The organism is Salmonella sp. 2020_1395 (assembly GCF_043848115.1).
Classification (GTDB): Bacteria; Pseudomonadota; Gammaproteobacteria; order Enterobacterales; family Enterobacteriaceae; genus Salmonella; species Salmonella enterica.
In genome coordinates this window covers 486,808-503,610 of record NZ_JBCMFH010000001.1, presented here as the reverse complement: position 1 = coordinate 503,610, position 16,803 = coordinate 486,808, and the positions used below count along the sequence as shown (strand labels likewise).

The window sequence follows — 16,803 nt, the reverse complement described above, 5'->3', positions numbered from 1 at the left end:
TCTGAGGCAGCACCTGGCACGGCTGGGACGGAAGTCGCTGTCGTTCTCAAAATCGGTGGAGCTGCATGACAAAGTCATCGGGCATTATCTGAACATAAAACACTATCAGTAAGTTGGAGTCATTACCGGCTGTTAACTTATTTACCTTCCCATAGTAACCTATAACAGGCCTCCCTGAGGCATTGGCTAGCATCTGTGCATTGGAAAAACAGGCTCCATTTGCACTATAGCAACTTATAAATTTTATTTCCTCATGAGAGTTGCTAATATGGCGGATTGATTTTGAAAGTGATGATGACTGACTTGCACCGGAACCGTACCGATTTTCATGTTGAACAACAAAAGGAGCACCATGTTTACAAATCGAAATAGGCATGGATTATTACCTGAGATTGATTTCAAATTAACAATAATGATGACGCTTTTGGGTATTAAAAATCTTTCAAATAACGCTCATTTGATTTTTTGTCCACATTGACTAAGCCTGGAAAGACACAGGGTTGAGATATTTTCGCTACCCGTCGGCGGTGTATCGCAGTTGTGATGTTACGTTCTTACAAGACTGACATCTTCATATCATAACCTTTATTCATTACCACCTGGTGAGTAAATAAAAACTATTAAGCAAATATTTACTTCTGGGTAATGGGACTGGATTTACCGGCATTACCTCTGTGCCCCAGTCGGGCAGAACATTGCAGCTTAGAAAGAAAGCTTTGGTGTTTATTGTCTGTGGCCTGAAAAAGTTCCCATGAGCTGAATATGCTGAATGTGAACTGATTCTTGATGGTCTATGCCGGAAATCTATAAGCTATTGATTTTTATATTGTGTGTAATTTTACAATTACATAAACATAAAATTCTGATAGTATACCCCCCTATAGTATATGGAGGTCGAATGCCGCATTCACCTGAAGATAAAAAACGTATCCTTACCCGTGTTCGTCGCATACGCGGGCAGGTAGAAGCGCTGGAGCGGGCGCTTGAGTCTGGCGAACCTTGTCTGGCGATTCTGCAACAGATTGCCGCCGTGCGCGGCGCGTCTAATGGCCTGATGAGTGAAATGGTTGAAATCCATCTGAAAGATGAGCTGGTCAGCGGGGAGACTACGCCAGATCAGCGCGCGGTTCGGATGGCGGAAATCGGCCATCTTCTTCGCGCTTATCTAAAATAACAATTTCCCTCACCGTAACAGGAAGAGATATATGAAATCACGTGCAGCAGTTGCTTTTGGTCCCGGTCAGCCGTTAAAAATTGTCGAGATTGACGTTGCGCCGCCGAAAAAAGGCGAAGTTCTGGTCAAAATCACTCATACCGGCGTTTGCCACACCGATGCTTTTACCCTTTCCGGCGATGATCCGGAAGGCGTATTCCCGGCAGTCCTGGGTCACGAAGGCGGCGGCGTGGTAGTCGAGGTCGGCGAGGGGGTCACCAGCCTGAAACCCGGCGATCATGTTATTCCACTGTATACGGCGGAATGCGGCGAGTGTAAGTTCTGTAAGTCCGGTAAAACTAACCTTTGTCAGGCCGTACGCGCCACTCAGGGAAAAGGGCTGATGCCGGATGGCACTACCCGCTTTTCTTATAACGGCGAACCCGTTTATCACTATATGGGAACCAGCACGTTCAGCGAATATACCGTTTGCGCGGAAATTTCTCTGGCGAAAGTGAACCCGCAGGCGCCGCTGGATAAAGTGTGTCTGTTGGGCTGCGGCGTGACGACGGGTATTGGCGCCGTCCATAACACCGCTAAAGTGAAAGCGGGCGACACCGTTGCCGTTTTTGGTTTAGGCGGTATTGGGCTGGCGGTTATTCAGGGCGCGGTTCAGGCTAAAGCCGGGCGTATTTTAGCTGTCGACACGAATCCGGAAAAATTTACGCTGGCGGGCGAAATGGGGGCCACGGACTTTATTAATCCGAATGATTACGACAAACCGATCCAGGACGTTATTGTTGAGCTTACTGATGGCGGCGTAGATTTCAGTTTTGAATGTATCGGCAACGTTAACGTGATGCGAGCAGCGCTGGAATGTTGTCATAAAGGCTGGGGCGAAAGCATTATTATTGGCGTAGCGGGGGCAGGGCAGGAAATCAAAACCCGTCCCTTCCAGCTAGTGACCGGTCGCGTCTGGCGTGGCTCCGCTTTTGGCGGCGTGAAAGGGCGCACGCAGCTGCCAGGGATGGTAGAAGATGCGATGAACGGTAAAATCCGTTTAGATCCTTTTATTACTCACCGCCTGCCGCTGGAGCAGATTAACGATGCCTTTGAACTGATGCATCAGGGTAAATCCATCCGTACTGTTATCCATTTTGGCGATAACTGATTCATCCGCCAGCGGATTTTCCGCTGGCGCTTTTCTGAATTTTCTGGAATGAATGTTGTGAAAATGTGACGAAGGCGATGCTTTTCGCGGTAAGCAAACGTCACGAAGTGCCGATGACTATCTAACGGGCGTGTTTTACGCATAAAACTTACAAGAGAGTCGACGGTCATGGGCAACACATTCTCGATGCAAGCCTCGCATAAACTGGGCTTCCTGCATCATATTCGGCTGGTTCCGCTGTTTTCCTCCATTCTCGGTGGCATCCTTCTTCTTTTTGCTTTGAGCGCCGGGCTGGCAGGCTATTTTCTATTACAGGCCGATCGCGATCAGCGTGATGTCACGGACGAGATTCAGGTACGGATGGGATTATCCAACAGCGCTAACCACTTACGTACCGCACGTATCAATATGATCCACGCTGGCGCGGCGAGCCGGATTGCTGAAATGGATGAAATGAAAGCCAATATTGCCGCTGCGGAAACGCGGATCAAGCAGTCTCAGGACGGCTTTAACGCTTATATGTCCAGAGCGGTGAAAACACCCGCCGATGACGCATTGGATAACGAGTTAAACGCCCGCTACACCGCCTATATCAACGGCCTGCAACCGATGCTGAAATTTGCCAAAAATGGCATGTTCGAAGCGATCATTAATCATGAAAACGAGCAGGCAAAACAACTGGATGCCGCATATAACCATGTCCTGTTGAAAGCGATTGAACTGCGCACCGAGCGGGCGAGACTACTTAGCGAGCAGGCTTACCAACGTACCCGGCTCGGTATGATGTTTATGATTGGCGCATTTACGTTGGCACTGGTATTGACGTTAATGACCTTCATGGTGCTGCGTCGCACGGTGATACAACCCTTGCAGCAGTCTGCGTCACGTATCGAACGCATTGCGGCGGGCGATCTGACCATGGCTGACGAGCCCACAGGACGCAGTGAAATAGGTCGCCTGAGTCATCATCTTCAGCAGATGCAGCATGCGTTGCAACAAACGGTAGGGGCGGTTCGTCAGGGGGCGGAGGAAATTTATCGAGGCACCAGCGAAATTACCGCCGGTAATACGGATTTATCTTCTCGTACTGAACAGCAGGCTGCCGCCATTGAACAGACCGCAGCCAGTATGGAACAGTTGACGGCAACCGTTAAACAGAATGCGGATAATGCACATCACGCCAGCAAACTAGCGGAAGATGCTTCCGGTAAAGCCAGTCGCGGAGGCCAGATGGTTTCCGGGGTCGTACAAACGATGGGGAATATTTCCACCAGCTCGAAAAAAATCTCGGAAATTACCGCCGTCATTAACAGTATCGCTTTCCAGACCAACATCCTGGCGCTAAACGCGGCGGTCGAGGCGGCACGCGCCGGGGAACAAGGACGCGGTTTTGCGGTGGTCGCCAGTGAGGTTCGTACCCTCGCCAGTCGCAGCGCGCAGGCGGCAAAAGAGATTGAAGGCTTGATCGGCGCATCGGTCAGCCTGATTGAACAAGGATCTGAAGAGGTTATCGCTGCGGGGAGCACCATGAATGAGATTGTGGATGCCGTCAAACGCGTCACCGATATTATGCTCGATATCGCGGCAGCCTCTGATGAGCAAAGTCGCGGTATTGTTCAGGTCAGTCAGGCGATTTCTGAGATGGACAAGGTTACGCAACAAAACGCGTCGCTGGTCGAAGAGGCGTCCGCGGCGGCGGCTTCGCTTGAAGAACAGGCCGCCCGCTTGACGCAAGCCGTTGATGCGTTTCATTTACAGGATACTGGCGCGACGATGCGATCATCCTTCCTTTAGTAAGCGTCGCGCCAGCGGGCTATTTTAGCCGCGGGCGCGGTTAATGTCCGACAGCCGCTATCACAGCGGCATCGATTTACGGATCGCCGCAATCAGCATTTGTGCCCCGGTTGAGAGCGGGATATCAACTCGCGTAAGAATACCTATCGGTTCGCCTGCGCTCTGGGTCGGCACGGGTAATGAGACCAGCGTCGCCTGGCGAAGATCTTCTTTAACCGCGCCAGAGGGGACGAACCAGACGTAATCGTAATCTACGGTCAGTTGTCGTGATAACGATGCGGATAGCGTTTCGATACATCCGGCAGGCATTTTACACCCCTGGCTTTGCAACAGGGCTTCCGCATTCTGGCGTGGTACCGTGCCTTTTGGCGAAACGACTACCGGCCACTCCATAACCCGACTGAGCGTGATCGTCTCCTGTAACAGGGGATGACCGGGGCGTACCACTAATTTAAGCGATTCTAAAAACAGCAGTTCGTAATTTAAACCGCCCATTAATTCCGGGTCTGACATGCGGCCAATACCCAGATCGATCTCGCCTGATTTCAGACCCGCAAGCAACATCGTATTGTTCATGGTCGCGACCTGTAACGAGGTCGATTTTTGCTGTTGATGGAACCGCCCAATAGCCGCCGGGAGTATACCCAGCGCAGCGGTGGGGAGCGCGCCAACACGCACCACATCGGCGCTGGCGTCCTCTTTGCGATTCAGCGCCTGCCCGGCGGTATTCAATGCATCTAATACTTTTACCGCATGAGTCAAAAATTGTTCGCCAGGAACCGTTAATTGCGCGCCCAGTCGCCCGCGTTCAAACAGCCGGGTTCCGGTGAGTTGTTCCAGTTCGTTCAGCGTTTTAGAAAGCGCTGGCTGGCTCAGGTTAAGGGTTTCAGCCGCGCGCCCCAGAGTTCCCTGTTGCGCAACGGCGACAAATGTATGAAGGTGGCGCAACCGAATGCGCTGACTAAACAGACCATTTTTTTCCATAAGCGATGTTAAAAACAGAGCCGTGCGGGTGACAAGTAAAGTTGTTTGTTTTTGATAACCTGATAGCAAAATATTATTAACATTTTACCATTTCAAGTTACAACTGTTTTATTTTACTGATGATTCAACTGCCGTTAAGCGTGTTAAGCCGCGATCTGGTCGGGGATATGCCAGCTCATGTCAATCCGTTCTGCATAATGAATTCAGACCGGATCACACTTTATAAATTCTTCTCCCCGGAATGGATGAGGTTTTCTACACTCCAGGTAACATTCACTGGAGGCATGACATTATGGCGAACACCATCACGGCAGATGAGATTCGGGAACACTTTTCGCAGGCAATGTCGGCAATGTACCAGCAGGAAGTTCCGCAGTACGGTACGTTACTGGAACTTGTGGCTGACGTGAATCTGGCGGTGCTGGAAAATAATCCCAAACTGCATGAGCAGTTGGCTAATGCCGATGAACTGGCGCGATTGAACGTGGAACGGCATGGCGCCATTCGTGTTGGCACCGCAGAAGAACTTTCTACCTTGCGTCGGATATTCGCCATCATGGGGATGTACCCAGTAAGTTATTACGATCTCTCTCAGGCGGGCGTGCCTGTGCACTCCACGGCATTTCGTCCCATTGACGAGGCTTCGCTCTCGCGTAATCCCTTTCGCATGTTCACTTCGTTATTACGCCTGGAGCTCATTGAAAACGCGGCATTACGCCAGCGGGCGGCGGAAATCTTATCGCAGCGGGATATTTTTACATCGCGCTGCCGACAATTGCTGGATGAGTACGACGAGCAGGGCGGTTTTAGTGCTGCTCAGGCCGAAGAGTTCGTCCGTGAAACGCTGGAGACTTTTCGCTGGCATCGTCAGGCTACCGTTGATGAAGAAACGTACCGCAGCCTGCATCGTGAGCATCGTTTAATTGCCGACGTGGTCTGTTTCCCGGGATGTCACATTAACCATCTGACGCCGCGTACTCTGGATATCGACCGGGTACAGGCCATGATGCCGGAGTGCGGCATTACGCCTAAAACTCTTATCGAAGGTCCGCCTCGCCGCGAAGTGCCTATTCTGTTGCGGCAAACCAGTTTCAAAGCCCTGGAAGAGCAGGTGCTCTTCGTTGATGAAAAGCAGGGTACGCACACGGCGCGCTTCGGCGAAATTGAGCAACGTGGCGTCGCGCTGACGCCAAAAGGTCGTCGATTATATGACGAACTGTTGCACAAGGCGGGAACGGGTAAGGATAACTTCACGCATCAACTCCATTTGCGGGAGGTCTTTAACGCCTTTCCGGATAGCGAATTTCTGCTTCGCCAGCAGGGGCTTGCCTGGTTCCGCTATCGCTTAACGCCATCCGGCGAGGCGCATCGTCAGGCGATCCATCCTGGCGACGATCCGCAGCCGCTTATTGAGCGCGGTTGGGTGATCGCGCAGCCGATTACCTATGAAGATTTTCTTCCGGTCAGCGCAGCCGGCATTTTTCAGTCGAATTTGGGAAATGAAATGCTGGCCAGAAGCCACGGCAATGCCAGCCGCGACGCCTTTGAACAGGCGCTGGGATGTGCTGTACGGGATGAATTTTCGTTATATCAGGAAGCGGAAGAACGCAGTAAACGCCGTTGCGGTCTGCTTTAAAAGCGGTAAGCTTCACAGGCTGTGAGGATACTGTAAAAGGAAGGCGTTATGTTGAATCCCTCCATCCCGCTGGTGGCGACGCGTCACGGTAAAATCGTGGGCGTCGTACAGGAAGAAATCCATATCTGGCGCGGTATACCTTATGCCGCGCCGCCAACAGGGGAGCTACGCTGGCGTGCGCCGCAGCCTGTTACGCCCTGGCAGGATGTGCGCCAGGCGGATTGTTTCTCCTGCGCCAGTTGGCAGGATATTACCTGGTGTCGCGAACTCGGCGGCGGCGATCCGGGAAATTTTTCCGAAGACTGTCTCTATCTGAACGTCTGGGCTCCCGCCGTACGTCATGAACCGTTGCCGGTCATGGTCTGGCTACACGGCGGCGGTTACACCATTGGCGCGGGGAGTTTGCCGCCCTATGACGGTCATGCGCTGGCGAAACGCGGCGCGATCGTGGTGACGGTCAATTATCGGCTTGGCCATCTGGGCTTTTTCGCGCATCCGGCGCTGGAAGGCGAAGAGGCGGAGTGTATTCATAATTTCGCTTTACTCGATCAAATCGCTGCGCTGCGTTGGGTGCAGGACAATATTGCCGCGTTTGGCGGCGATACGCAGAATGTGACGTTATTTGGCGAATCCGCCGGCGCCCGCAGCGTGCTGTCGTTGATGGCTTCGCCGTTGGCGAAGGGGCTTTTTCATAAAGCGATTATTCAGAGTGGTTATACGCTGCCGGATACGCCCCGCGAGGTGGCGCTAAAAAAAGGCGTTGCGCTGGCAGAACATCTTGGCTTAGCCCATGCCACTGCCGAACAGCTACGCGCTTTACCGGCAGAGACGTTTTGGCCGTTGGACGCGCCTTTTAAAATTGCGCCGACGCCGATTTCCGGCGACGTCGTGCTGCCGCATCCGATGCTGGAAACCTTCTTTGCGGCGAAACAGCATCCCATACCGGTGATGATTGGCTCGAATAGCGATGAAGCCAGCGTATTGGCAGTTTTTGGCGTCGATATTGCCGGTCAAATTCAAAAAATGCGCCGTGAGCGGCGTGTTGGCCTGGGGTTAATCCGACTGCTTTATCCTCGAGTGAAAGGCGACGAAGCGCTAGGGCGGCAGGTCTGTCGGGATATGGTATTTACCACGTTGGGTTATGTCGTCATGCAAGCGCAGCAGCGGATCGGCGAACCGTGCTGGCGTTACTGGTTTGATTATGTCGCCGAAGCGGAGCATAACACTTACGCGAATGGTGCCTGTCATGGCAATGAAATACCGTATGTATTCGATACGTTAACGCGGGCTGAGCCCACATGCCATTATGTGAATGAGAATGACCTGGCCTTTGCCTCGCAGGTGGCGGATTACTGGGTGAATTTCGCTCGTCATGCCAGCCGCACGCGCGACGTGCTGCACGGCCCGGTTCGCTGGCCCGCCAGCATTCGGGGGCGAGATCGTCTGTTGCGGATTGGGCTGAACAAACTTGCCGGTTTTAAAGTGGAAAACCGCTTTATGCGTGCGCGTCTGGCGCTGTTTAAACGAGTCATGAAACATCACGTTAGTCTGGAATAAACTTTTCATAACCTGAAGAATGCTGCGTGAGGTTTACATCCGATTAGGTCGGTTCTTATCGACATAAAATATTTACGCTTTTGCACAGTTTCCAGGCGACCAACAATTGGATTATTAATGAATTTTGTCTAGAGTGAGCGGTCAGAAACGGGCACATTCTTGCTGCTGAAAAAACCAGCGCGGGACCATTCACAAGACCAGAAGGACTCATTTTCAGGTATGAATCGTAGACGATTTATTAAAGGTTCAATGGCAATGGCCGCCGTGTGCGGTTCCAGCGGTATTGCTTCCCTCTTTTCTCAGGCGGCGTTTGCCGCGGAATCCGATATTGCGGATGGTAAAATTGTCCGTTTTGATTTTGCTGGTCTGCAATCAATGGCCCAGGCGTTAGCGAAAAAGCCCTGGGGCGGCGCGCCGGGACCCTTGCCGGATACGCTCGCCAATCTGACGCCGCAGGCCTATAACAGCATTCAGTATGACGCGGCGCATTCACTCTGGAACGGTGTTGCCAACCGGCAGCTCGATATTCAGTTTTTCCACGTAGGGATGGGCTTTCGTCGTCGCGTACGCATGTTTTCCGTTGATACGACGACGCATCTTGCTCGCGAGATCCATTTTCGCCCGGAACTGTTTAAATACAACGATGCCGGCGTCGACACGACGCAACTGGAAGGGCAGAGCGATCTCGGTTTCGCCGGTTTCCGTGTCTTTAAAGCGCCGGAACTGGCGCGGCGCGATGTTGTCTCCTTCCTGGGCGCCAGTTATTTCCGGGCGGTAGATGATACTTATCAGTATGGCCTGTCGGCTCGCGGGCTGGCGATAGATACCTATACTGACGGTCAGGAAGAGTTCCCTGACTTCACCGCCTTCTGGTTTGACACCGCGAAGCCGGGCGATACTACGTTTACCGTTTACGCTCTGCTGGACAGCGCTAGCGTGACGGGTGCGTATAAGTTTGTGATCCATTGCGAAAAAACGCAGGTGATCATGGATGTAGAAAACCATCTCTACGCCCGTAAAGATATAAAGCAACTTGGCATTGCGCCGATGACCAGTATGTTTAGCTGTGGGAATAATGAACGTCGGGTATGCGACACCATTCATCCGCAAATTCACGATTCCGATCGGCTGGCGATGTGGCGGGGTAACGGCGAGTGGATTTGCCGCCCGCTGAATAATCCGCAGAAATTGCAGTTCAATGCATATATGGACGATAACCCAAAAGGGTTCGGCCTGCTGCAACTCGATCGCGATTTCTCGCATTATCAGGATGTGATGGGCTGGTACAACAAACGTCCGAGCCTGTGGGTGGAGCCGCGCAGTAAGTGGGGGAAAGGTGCAGTTAGCCTGATGGAGATCCCAACCACTGGCGAAACTCTGGATAATGTGGTCTGTTTCTGGCAGCCGGAAAAAGCGATCAAAGCCGGGGATACGCTGGCGTTTAATTATCGTTTGTACTGGAGCGCGCAGCCGCCGGTACAATCTCCGCTTGCGCGGGTCATGGCGACCCGTACAGGGATGGGCGGCTTTCCCGAAGGTTGGGCGCCGGGCGAACATTACCCGGATAAATGGGCGCGCCGTTTTGCTATTGATTTTGTCGGCGGCGATCTGAAAGCGGCCGCGCCAAAAGGCATTGAGCCGGTGATTACGCTTTCCAGTGGCGAGGCGAAGCAGATTGAGATCCTCTACGTTGAGCCTTTCGACGGTTATCGTATCCAGTTTGACTGGTATCCGACCTCGGATTCTACGGCACCGGTGGATATGCGTATGTTCCTGCGCTGCCAGGGGGAAGCTATCAGCGAAACCTGGCTGTATCAGTATTTCCCGCCCGCGCCGGATAAGCGCCGTTATGTCGACGATCGTATCATGCGTTAGTCAGTTTGCCTTCTGTACCGCCACAAAGGCGGTACAGGTTCCGGAAATAGCCCTGACATAAACTCATTCGTGAGCCGCTGTTTTTGTGACACGGCCTTTCCATCGTTCTATTTTTGCAACAGTCCTTCCTGTTTATCCCTCTCGATCCTGCGGACAGGGAACATTAAGATAACTTCACCTTATTTAAGATATAAAGTGAATATAATGAAAAAGAGTTTTCTTGGTGCTGTCCTGTCTCTGGGTTTATTAAGTGCTGCTCATGCAGATGTATATAAATTTGATAATACGCATACCAATGCGGTATTTAATATCGATCATTTCCAGACCTCAACCAATCATGGCGGGTTTTATGCTATTAGCGGCGAACTGGAATATCAGCCGGAAAAGCAAGTCGCAGAGATGCGTGTGACGATTCCCGTAAGCGCCTTAAATACCGGGGTAGATGCGTTTGATAACCATATCCGCAGTAGCGATATTCTGGATGCGGAAAAATATCCAGAAATGGTATTTAAATCAACAAAATGGCATTTTGAAGATAATAAACCGGTTTCTATTGACGGTTTGCTAACAATGAAGGGAGTAACGAAGCCCGTCACCTTAACCACCACCAAGTTTGGCTGTTATATGAGCCCGATATTCAAGGCGCAGGTTTGCGGTGGTGATTTTGTCACGCAAATAGATCGCACCCAGTGGGGTGTAGATTATCTGGTCGATATGGGGATGACGAAAGTTGTCGATATAAAAATCCAGGCAGAAGCGGTTAAGCAATAAAGGGAATAATGATGAAAATTATTGTATGTTAAGGGTACTTGGCTATTTGAAGCTTCGCTGATTTCAGGCCGCACTGCCACGATTTTAAAGTGGGACTATGTCACTAAATAGTTGATGGCAACTATTTCGGATTCAGATATGTTAAATTGTCCTACTACTTGAGCTTGTAACCAACGGTTATTTTGTCCCTGATGTCTCTGTAGATTTGATTTTTTCGATCGCAATAATATTGCCTGACATCGCTTCATTGAGCACTTCGACGGCCGTGCTGGCATCGCGATTCTTTATCGACATGTAGACCTTGATATGGGCTTCCACACTTTCAAGGGTAATACCCAGCGCACGGTTAAGCTCTTCAAGATAGTAGTAATAGATGTCTTTAATCGAGCTCATCACGTTGTAGAACACGCTGTTGTGCGATGCCCTGACAATCGCCAGATGGAACTCGTAGTCCGCTTCCGAGTATTTTTTATAATCACCTTTGTGGATCAGCATGTTGTTCAATGCTTCCTCGAGCTGGCGAATGTCATCATCGGTGGCGTGTGTGACGGCGAGCTCCACGCATTTGAACTCCACGGTCTGACGAAAAATCATCATATCGTGAAACTCTTCGCGGCTAAGGTGCATGATTGGGCGGGGATCGTTACTCAACATCTGCGGGGTGAAGTTTTCGCTCACGTAGCTGCCGCTGCCCTGACGCGTCACCACAATCCCCAGGTCACGAAAACGCTGTACTGCGCTGCGAACGCTGACCCGGCTGACGTTAAATGAGGCGGTCAGTTCCGCTTCTGAGGGCAAACGGCTACCCGGCGCCCAACTGCCGTCCAGCAGTTTGCTACTTATCTGATCATAAATTTCATTTACAACATTCTGTTTTTGAATGGATTTTATGCTCAAGATGGGTATCCGTTAAGATGTCGCTGAAGTGCTTTATTATATAACAATTCTCTTTTAAGAACAAAGCGCCCGGCCGGGCGCTTTTCACCGTTAATCGAAACGAATGAGTACCTTAGCAGAGACATTTTTGTCTGTGGCGGTAATCAGCGCGTCTTCAATTTGCTGGGGCGGGAACTCGGCGCTGATAAGCGGGCGAGGATCGATGCGCCCATCTTCCAGCCAGCGTACCGCGGTGATGAACTCACCGATAAAACGGAATGAGCCGACCCAGTTGAGTTCTTTAACCAGCATCGTTGACACCGGCCAGCTTACCGGGCTGGCGCCCATCCCCACCTGAACGATAGTGCCGGCAGGGCGGGTGAAGTCGACGCTGGATGCCACGGCAATCGGCGCGCCGGAGGCCTCAAACACGACATCAAAGTAGCCTTTATGCTGCTGATAATGGGCAACCTGTTCTTCATCGCGCGGATCCATCACTGCTGTGGCCCCCATTTGGCGTGCCAGTTCCAGACAGCGTGGGCTGAGATCTGATGCTACCAGTTCAGATGCTCCGGCACTGCGCGCCGCCGCGAGGATCAGACAACCAATGGGGCCTGCGCCAATCACCAGTACGCGTTTGCCGGTCAACTGGCCTGCCTTTTTTACTGCATGAATGGCGACCGCTAGCGGTTCCGAAAAGGCCATTACGTTTGCGGGCACGCGCCTGTCATAAGGAATGCATTGCTCCGGTTTTACCACCACGTATTCAGAAAAACCGCCATTCACATGCGGATTGAACTGCGCGCTGCCCATAAAGCGCATGGAGCCGCACAGATTTTGATGGCCGGAAAGGCACATCTCGCACTGATTGCAGGGGCTGGACGGGTTCACCGCAACCGTCTGGCCCACTTTCAGGTCGCTGCCTGCTGGCACTTTGCTGATCACGCCAACAAACTCATGGCCAATCACCATCGGATGCTTGAGGACAGACATCCCCGCGCGGCCATGCTGATAGTAGTGAATATCAGAGCCACAGATGCCGCCGCAGGCGACCTTCACGACGACGTCATGTTCACTGTGCTCGATTTCACGTGATTCAAAGCGTACGTCTTTTTCCGCATGGGCCAGACAAGCGTTACAGGTTATTTTTTCCATTTTGATAATGACCTCATTATTTGTTGGCAGTTGCCGGGTTAATGGCATTCTTATCCACAGTGTCGGCATTCTTTTTTTCAGGCAGGATCACTTCAATTTTGCCCACCAGGAATATGTAGGCTAATAAGCCCAGTCCGGCGACGCCTGCGATATACCACATGGCATACTGGAAGTTTTGCGTGCGCTGGAGAATAACCCCAATAACAATTGGGCTAACGATCCCCGAAAGGTTGCCGCAAATATTTAAAAAGCCACCCATAGTCCCGAGAAAATTACGGGGAATTACATCGCTCCAGACCACCCAGCCCAGGTTTGAAAAGGCGTTGGCAAAGAACGCAACAGACAGAATGACAATCGCAATAACCGGCTGGTTTTCAAAGAAATTGACCAGGCCAATAATCATGGTGACGCACAGGCCAGCCATAACGGGTAATTTTCGTGCCAGCGTTCGGGATTTTCCTTTTTTCAGCAGCATGTCGCTTAGCGTACCGCCACAGAGCACCCCAAGCATCGCCATAATATAGGGCAGCATGGCGCCTATCCCGGCTTTGGAAATAGAGAGATGCAGTCCTTTTTCCAGGTAAACAATAAACCAGGTCAGGAAAAAATAGAGCGTAGACGAGCAGGCAAACTGGGTGATGAACAAACCCCAAATCGTTTTTTTGCTGAGGAAGAATTTAATATTTTGCCAGCTGATTTTTGCACTCACGGAGGATTGGTTCTCCGAGCCATAGCCGCCGCCTGCTTTGATATAATCCAGTTCGGCCTGGTTCACAGCAGTGCTGTGCTGTGGATCGCGGTAATACATAAGCCAGTAGATGCCAAACAGAATACCGGCGCCACCGGACAGATAAAACGACATTTCCCAACCGTAGTTAGCCACAATAAAGGCGAGGGCAGGCGTCAGCAGCGCGAGACCGATATATTGTGCACTGGAATAAATCGCGGTCGCACGGGCACGTTCATGGTCCGGGAACCAGGTGGCGATTATTTTTGTGTTAGACGGGAAGGATGGCGCTTCGGCAACACCAATTAATGCGCGGCAGGCCAGAAGCATTGCAAATGAAGCGGTTGCCGTCGCGAATAAATGGTGTGAGGCGAACCCCATCATAAAGGTAAAAATACTCCACAGAATAATCGCACCACCATAAAGAATACGTGAGCCAATGCGATCAAGAACATAGCCGACAGGAATTTGACTGGCAGCGTAGGCCCAGGTAAACATGGAGAAAAGCAAACCCAGTTGTGTTGGCGTCAGACTGAAATCATTCTGGATATTCGAACCAGCAACGGCAAGATTGGCGCGATCCATATAATTAATTGCAGTCACAATAAACAGCAATGTGAGAATAAAGAGTCGTTGTCTTGAAGCCTTCATAATAATACCTGTGTTATATCGGCATGCATCGGGGTAAACACATGCCATCAATTTTAAAGGCGAGTAGGTAGAGTGCGGGCGACTTATAAAACTGCGAGCCAGCCACCATCGACGTAAATAATCTGCCCGTTGATATAATCTGATGCTCTGGATGATAAGAAGATGGCGGTGCCGATGAGCTCTTCCGGACGACCCCAACGTTGAGAAGGGGTGCTGCTTTTCACCCAGCTATCGAACTGCTTGTCTTCAATAAGCGCGGTGTTCATGTCGGTCAGAATGTAGCCAGGTCCAATGGCGTTGGTCTGGATATTAAACTGCGCCCATTCAGCAGCCATCGAGCAGGTGAGCATTTTGATGCCGCCTTTTGCTGCCGTGTACGGGGCAACAGTCGGGCGGGCCGCCTGGCTGGTGAGCGAGCCGATATTAATAATTTTGCCGCCGCTGTTGCGGGCGATCATCCGTTTTGCCGCCGAGCGGGAGACTAAAAATGCGCTGGTCAGGTTAGTGTCGATCACCTTCTGCCAGTTTTCCAGCTCCAGCTCGACCATTGGTTTGCGGTACTGAATACCGGCGTTATTGATCAGGATATCAATATGGATCCCTTCTGCATCAAGTTTGCTAAAAGCTGCCTCAATCGCCAGTTCATCGGTGACGTCAAAAGCCACGCCATGCGCGTCGTAGCCTTTTCTGGTCAGCGTATCCACTGATTCGGCCAACAGCGTGGCGCGAATATCATTCAGCATAACCCGTGCACCCGCAGCGGCAAGACCCTCTGCGTAGGCAAAGCCCAGTCCTCGTGCAGAACCCGTTACCAGCGCCGTTTTCCCAGTTAAATCAAATAAAGCGGTCATGTTGTTTCCTCACTTGTTTAATTTGTATGACGACTATCCTTTTTTAGGTTGAATTTTCGCCCTGATAAAATCAACAGTTCACCCATGAATTTGCAACAAGGATCACAAACAGCTCCACATAGCGACCGCGTAATTAATATTAATTAATTGAATTATATGTATATATTTGATTTGAATTTAACGCAGTTTGATCGCTGTCACAGAATGGCACTCGCAGCGATCCGCTGTAAAAGAAGCGTGATATAACAGCGTAAAGTTGTAGGACAACTTACGTATATCTGTTGTATCATCCACAACGGTATGACATGCGGTAAATTCGCTGAGTTAAGGAGTGAAAGTGAGTAACCTGAAAATTACCAACGTGAAAACGATTCTGACGGCGCCGGGCGGCATTGATTTGGCAGTCGTTAAGATAGAAACCAACGAGCCAGGGCTGTATGGGCTAGGATGCGCGACATTTACCCAGCGTATCTTCGCGGTAAAAAGCGCGATCGATGAGTACATGGCGCCTTTTCTGGTTGGCAAAGATCCGACCCGTATTGAGGACATCTGGCAGTCAGGCGTGGTGAGCGGCTACTGGCGCAATGGCCCGATCATGAACAATGCATTGTCCGGCGTGGACATGGCACTGTGGGATATCAAAGGTAAGCTAGCGGGGATGCCGGTTTATGATCTGCTGGGCGGCAAATGTCGTGATGGGATCCCACTGTACTGCCACACCGATGGTGGTGATGAAGTTGAAGTGGAAGATAACATCCGAGCCAGAATGGAAGAGGGTTACCAGTACGTTCGCTGCCAGATGGGAATGTATGGCGGTGCGGGGACCGATGACCTTAAACTGATCGCCACGCAGCTAGCTCGTGCGAAGAACATTCAGCCGAAACGTTCACCGCGCAGCAAAACGCCCGGCATCTACTTTGACCCGGATGCCTACGCCAAAAGCGTTCCGCGTCTGTTCGACCACCTGCGTAATAAGCTCGGTTTTGGCATCGAATTTATTCATGATGTACATGAGCGCGTGACCCCGGTGGCTGCCATTAATCTGGCCAAAACGCTTGAACAGTATCAACTATTTTATCTTGAGGATCCGGTGGCACCGGAAAACATCGACTGGCTGAAAATGCTGCGCCAGCAGTCTTCCACTCCGATATCCATGGGTGAGCTGTTTGTGAATGTGAATGAGTGGAAGCCGCTCATCGACAACAGGCTCATCGACTACATTCGCTGCCACGTGAGTACCATCGGCGGCATTACGCCGGCAAAGAAACTTGCTGTCTACAGCGAACTGAACGGTGTGCGCACCGCATGGCACGGGCCGGGCGACATTTCTCCAGTCGGGGTTTGCGCCAATATGCATTTGGATTTGAGTTCACCGAACTTTGGCATTCAGGAATACACGCCAATGAACGACGCGCTGCGTGATGTCTTCCCGGGCTGCCCTGAGATTGACCACGGTTATGCCTATCTGAACGATAAGCCGGGTCTGGGTATTGACATTGATGAAGCCAAAGCGGCGAAATATCCGTGCGAGGGAGGAATCCCATCCTGGACAATGGCGCGCACACCAGACGGTACGGCCTCAAGACCGTAAGCAATGAAGGC

At 51.3% G+C, this 16,803-nt stretch carries 14 protein-coding genes and 1 pseudogene; 9 read left to right on the top strand and 6 right to left on the bottom strand.

Annotation, left to right across the window (positions count from 1 at the left end; genetic code table 11):
- On the top strand, positions 1–112 hold a 112-nt coding region (locus tag ACH0WD_RS02565; protein WP_001691633.1), incomplete at its 5' end, for an IS1 family transposase.
- Here ACH0WD_RS02565 and ACH0WD_RS02560 read toward each other — a convergent pair.
- Positions 113–376 (bottom strand): annotated as a pseudogene (locus tag ACH0WD_RS02560) (effector protein); the annotation flags it as partial.
- A 522-nt stretch (positions 377–898) separates the two neighbouring features.
- Here ACH0WD_RS02560 and ACH0WD_RS02555 point away from each other — a divergent pair.
- From ACH0WD_RS02555 to ACH0WD_RS02545, 3 genes are all read left to right on the top strand, one after another.
- Entirely contained in the window at positions 899–1,174 is a 276-nt protein-coding gene (locus tag ACH0WD_RS02555) for a metal/formaldehyde-sensitive transcriptional repressor (protein ID WP_001120770.1), read from the top strand.
- A 31-nt stretch (positions 1,175–1,205) separates the two neighbouring features.
- The gene (locus tag ACH0WD_RS02550; RefSeq protein WP_000842141.1) at positions 1,206–2,324 is read left to right on the top strand and encodes an S-(hydroxymethyl)glutathione dehydrogenase/class III alcohol dehydrogenase; all 1,119 of its coding nucleotides are present in this window, start codon (positions 1,206–1,208) and stop codon (positions 2,322–2,324) included.
- A gap of 168 nt (positions 2,325–2,492) precedes the next feature.
- The gene (locus ACH0WD_RS02545) at positions 2,493–4,118 is read left to right on the top strand and encodes a methyl-accepting chemotaxis protein (RefSeq protein ID WP_000528480.1); all 1,626 of its coding nucleotides are present in this window, start codon (positions 2,493–2,495) and stop codon (positions 4,116–4,118) included.
- A gap of 60 nt (positions 4,119–4,178) precedes the next feature.
- Here the strand turns inward: ACH0WD_RS02545 and ACH0WD_RS02540 are convergent, their stop codons facing one another.
- Complete coding sequence (locus ACH0WD_RS02540) at positions 4,179–5,102, bottom strand: LysR substrate-binding domain-containing protein (protein ID WP_000414259.1); 924 nt, start codon at positions 5,100–5,102, stop codon at positions 4,179–4,181.
- A 292-nt stretch (positions 5,103–5,394) separates the two neighbouring features.
- Here ACH0WD_RS02540 and ACH0WD_RS02535 point away from each other — a divergent pair, with 292 nt between their 5' ends.
- The 4 genes from ACH0WD_RS02535 to ACH0WD_RS02520 all read left to right on the top strand — a co-directional run bounded on the left by ACH0WD_RS02535 (position 5,395) and on the right by ACH0WD_RS02520 (position 10,941).
- Positions 5,395–6,738 (top strand): VOC family protein, encoded by a 1,344-nt coding sequence (locus ACH0WD_RS02535; protein WP_000024098.1) that lies wholly within the window; start codon positions 5,395–5,397, stop codon positions 6,736–6,738.
- A gap of 48 nt (positions 6,739–6,786) precedes the next feature.
- Positions 6,787–8,295, top strand: coding sequence for a carboxylesterase/lipase family protein (locus tag ACH0WD_RS02530; RefSeq protein WP_000933973.1), 1,509 nt, complete (start codon positions 6,787–6,789; stop codon positions 8,293–8,295).
- Between the two features lie 219 nt (positions 8,296–8,514).
- Positions 8,515–10,170, top strand: coding sequence for a glucan biosynthesis protein D (locus tag ACH0WD_RS02525; RefSeq protein WP_001081954.1), 1,656 nt, complete (start codon positions 8,515–8,517; stop codon positions 10,168–10,170).
- 195 nt (positions 10,171–10,365) lie between these two features.
- The gene (locus ACH0WD_RS02520; RefSeq protein ID WP_001024316.1) at positions 10,366–10,941 is read left to right on the top strand and encodes a YceI family protein; all 576 of its coding nucleotides are present in this window, start codon (positions 10,366–10,368) and stop codon (positions 10,939–10,941) included.
- A gap of 177 nt (positions 10,942–11,118) precedes the next feature.
- Here ACH0WD_RS02520 and ACH0WD_RS02515 read toward each other — a convergent pair whose 3' ends face one another.
- The 4 genes from ACH0WD_RS02515 to ACH0WD_RS02500 all read right to left on the bottom strand — a co-directional run bounded on the left by ACH0WD_RS02515 (position 11,119) and on the right by ACH0WD_RS02500 (position 15,201).
- Positions 11,119–11,838 carry a FadR/GntR family transcriptional regulator gene (locus tag ACH0WD_RS02515; RefSeq protein ID WP_000023779.1) on the bottom strand — a complete coding sequence of 240 codons (720 nt, stop codon included), beginning with the start codon at positions 11,836–11,838 and terminating at the stop codon, positions 11,119–11,121.
- A gap of 90 nt (positions 11,839–11,928) precedes the next feature.
- Entirely contained in the window at positions 11,929–13,020 is a 1,092-nt protein-coding gene (gene idnD, locus ACH0WD_RS02510) for an L-idonate 5-dehydrogenase (protein WP_001131634.1), read from the bottom strand.
- The gene (locus ACH0WD_RS02505) at positions 12,989–14,350 is read right to left on the bottom strand and encodes an MFS transporter (RefSeq protein WP_000648129.1); all 1,362 of its coding nucleotides are present in this window, start codon (positions 14,348–14,350) and stop codon (positions 12,989–12,991) included. The genes idnD and ACH0WD_RS02505 overlap by 32 nt, the downstream gene beginning before the upstream one ends.
- A gap of 83 nt (positions 14,351–14,433) precedes the next feature.
- The gene (locus tag ACH0WD_RS02500) at positions 14,434–15,201 is read right to left on the bottom strand and encodes an SDR family oxidoreductase (protein WP_000125688.1); all 768 of its coding nucleotides are present in this window, start codon (positions 15,199–15,201) and stop codon (positions 14,434–14,436) included.
- 337 nt (positions 15,202–15,538) lie between these two features.
- Here ACH0WD_RS02500 and ACH0WD_RS02495 point away from each other — a divergent pair, with 337 nt between their 5' ends.
- On the top strand, positions 15,539–16,792 hold the full coding sequence (locus tag ACH0WD_RS02495) for a D-galactonate dehydratase (protein ID WP_000067284.1): 1,254 nt from the start codon (positions 15,539–15,541) through the stop codon (positions 16,790–16,792).
- Positions 16,793–16,803: the final 11 nt, after the last annotated feature.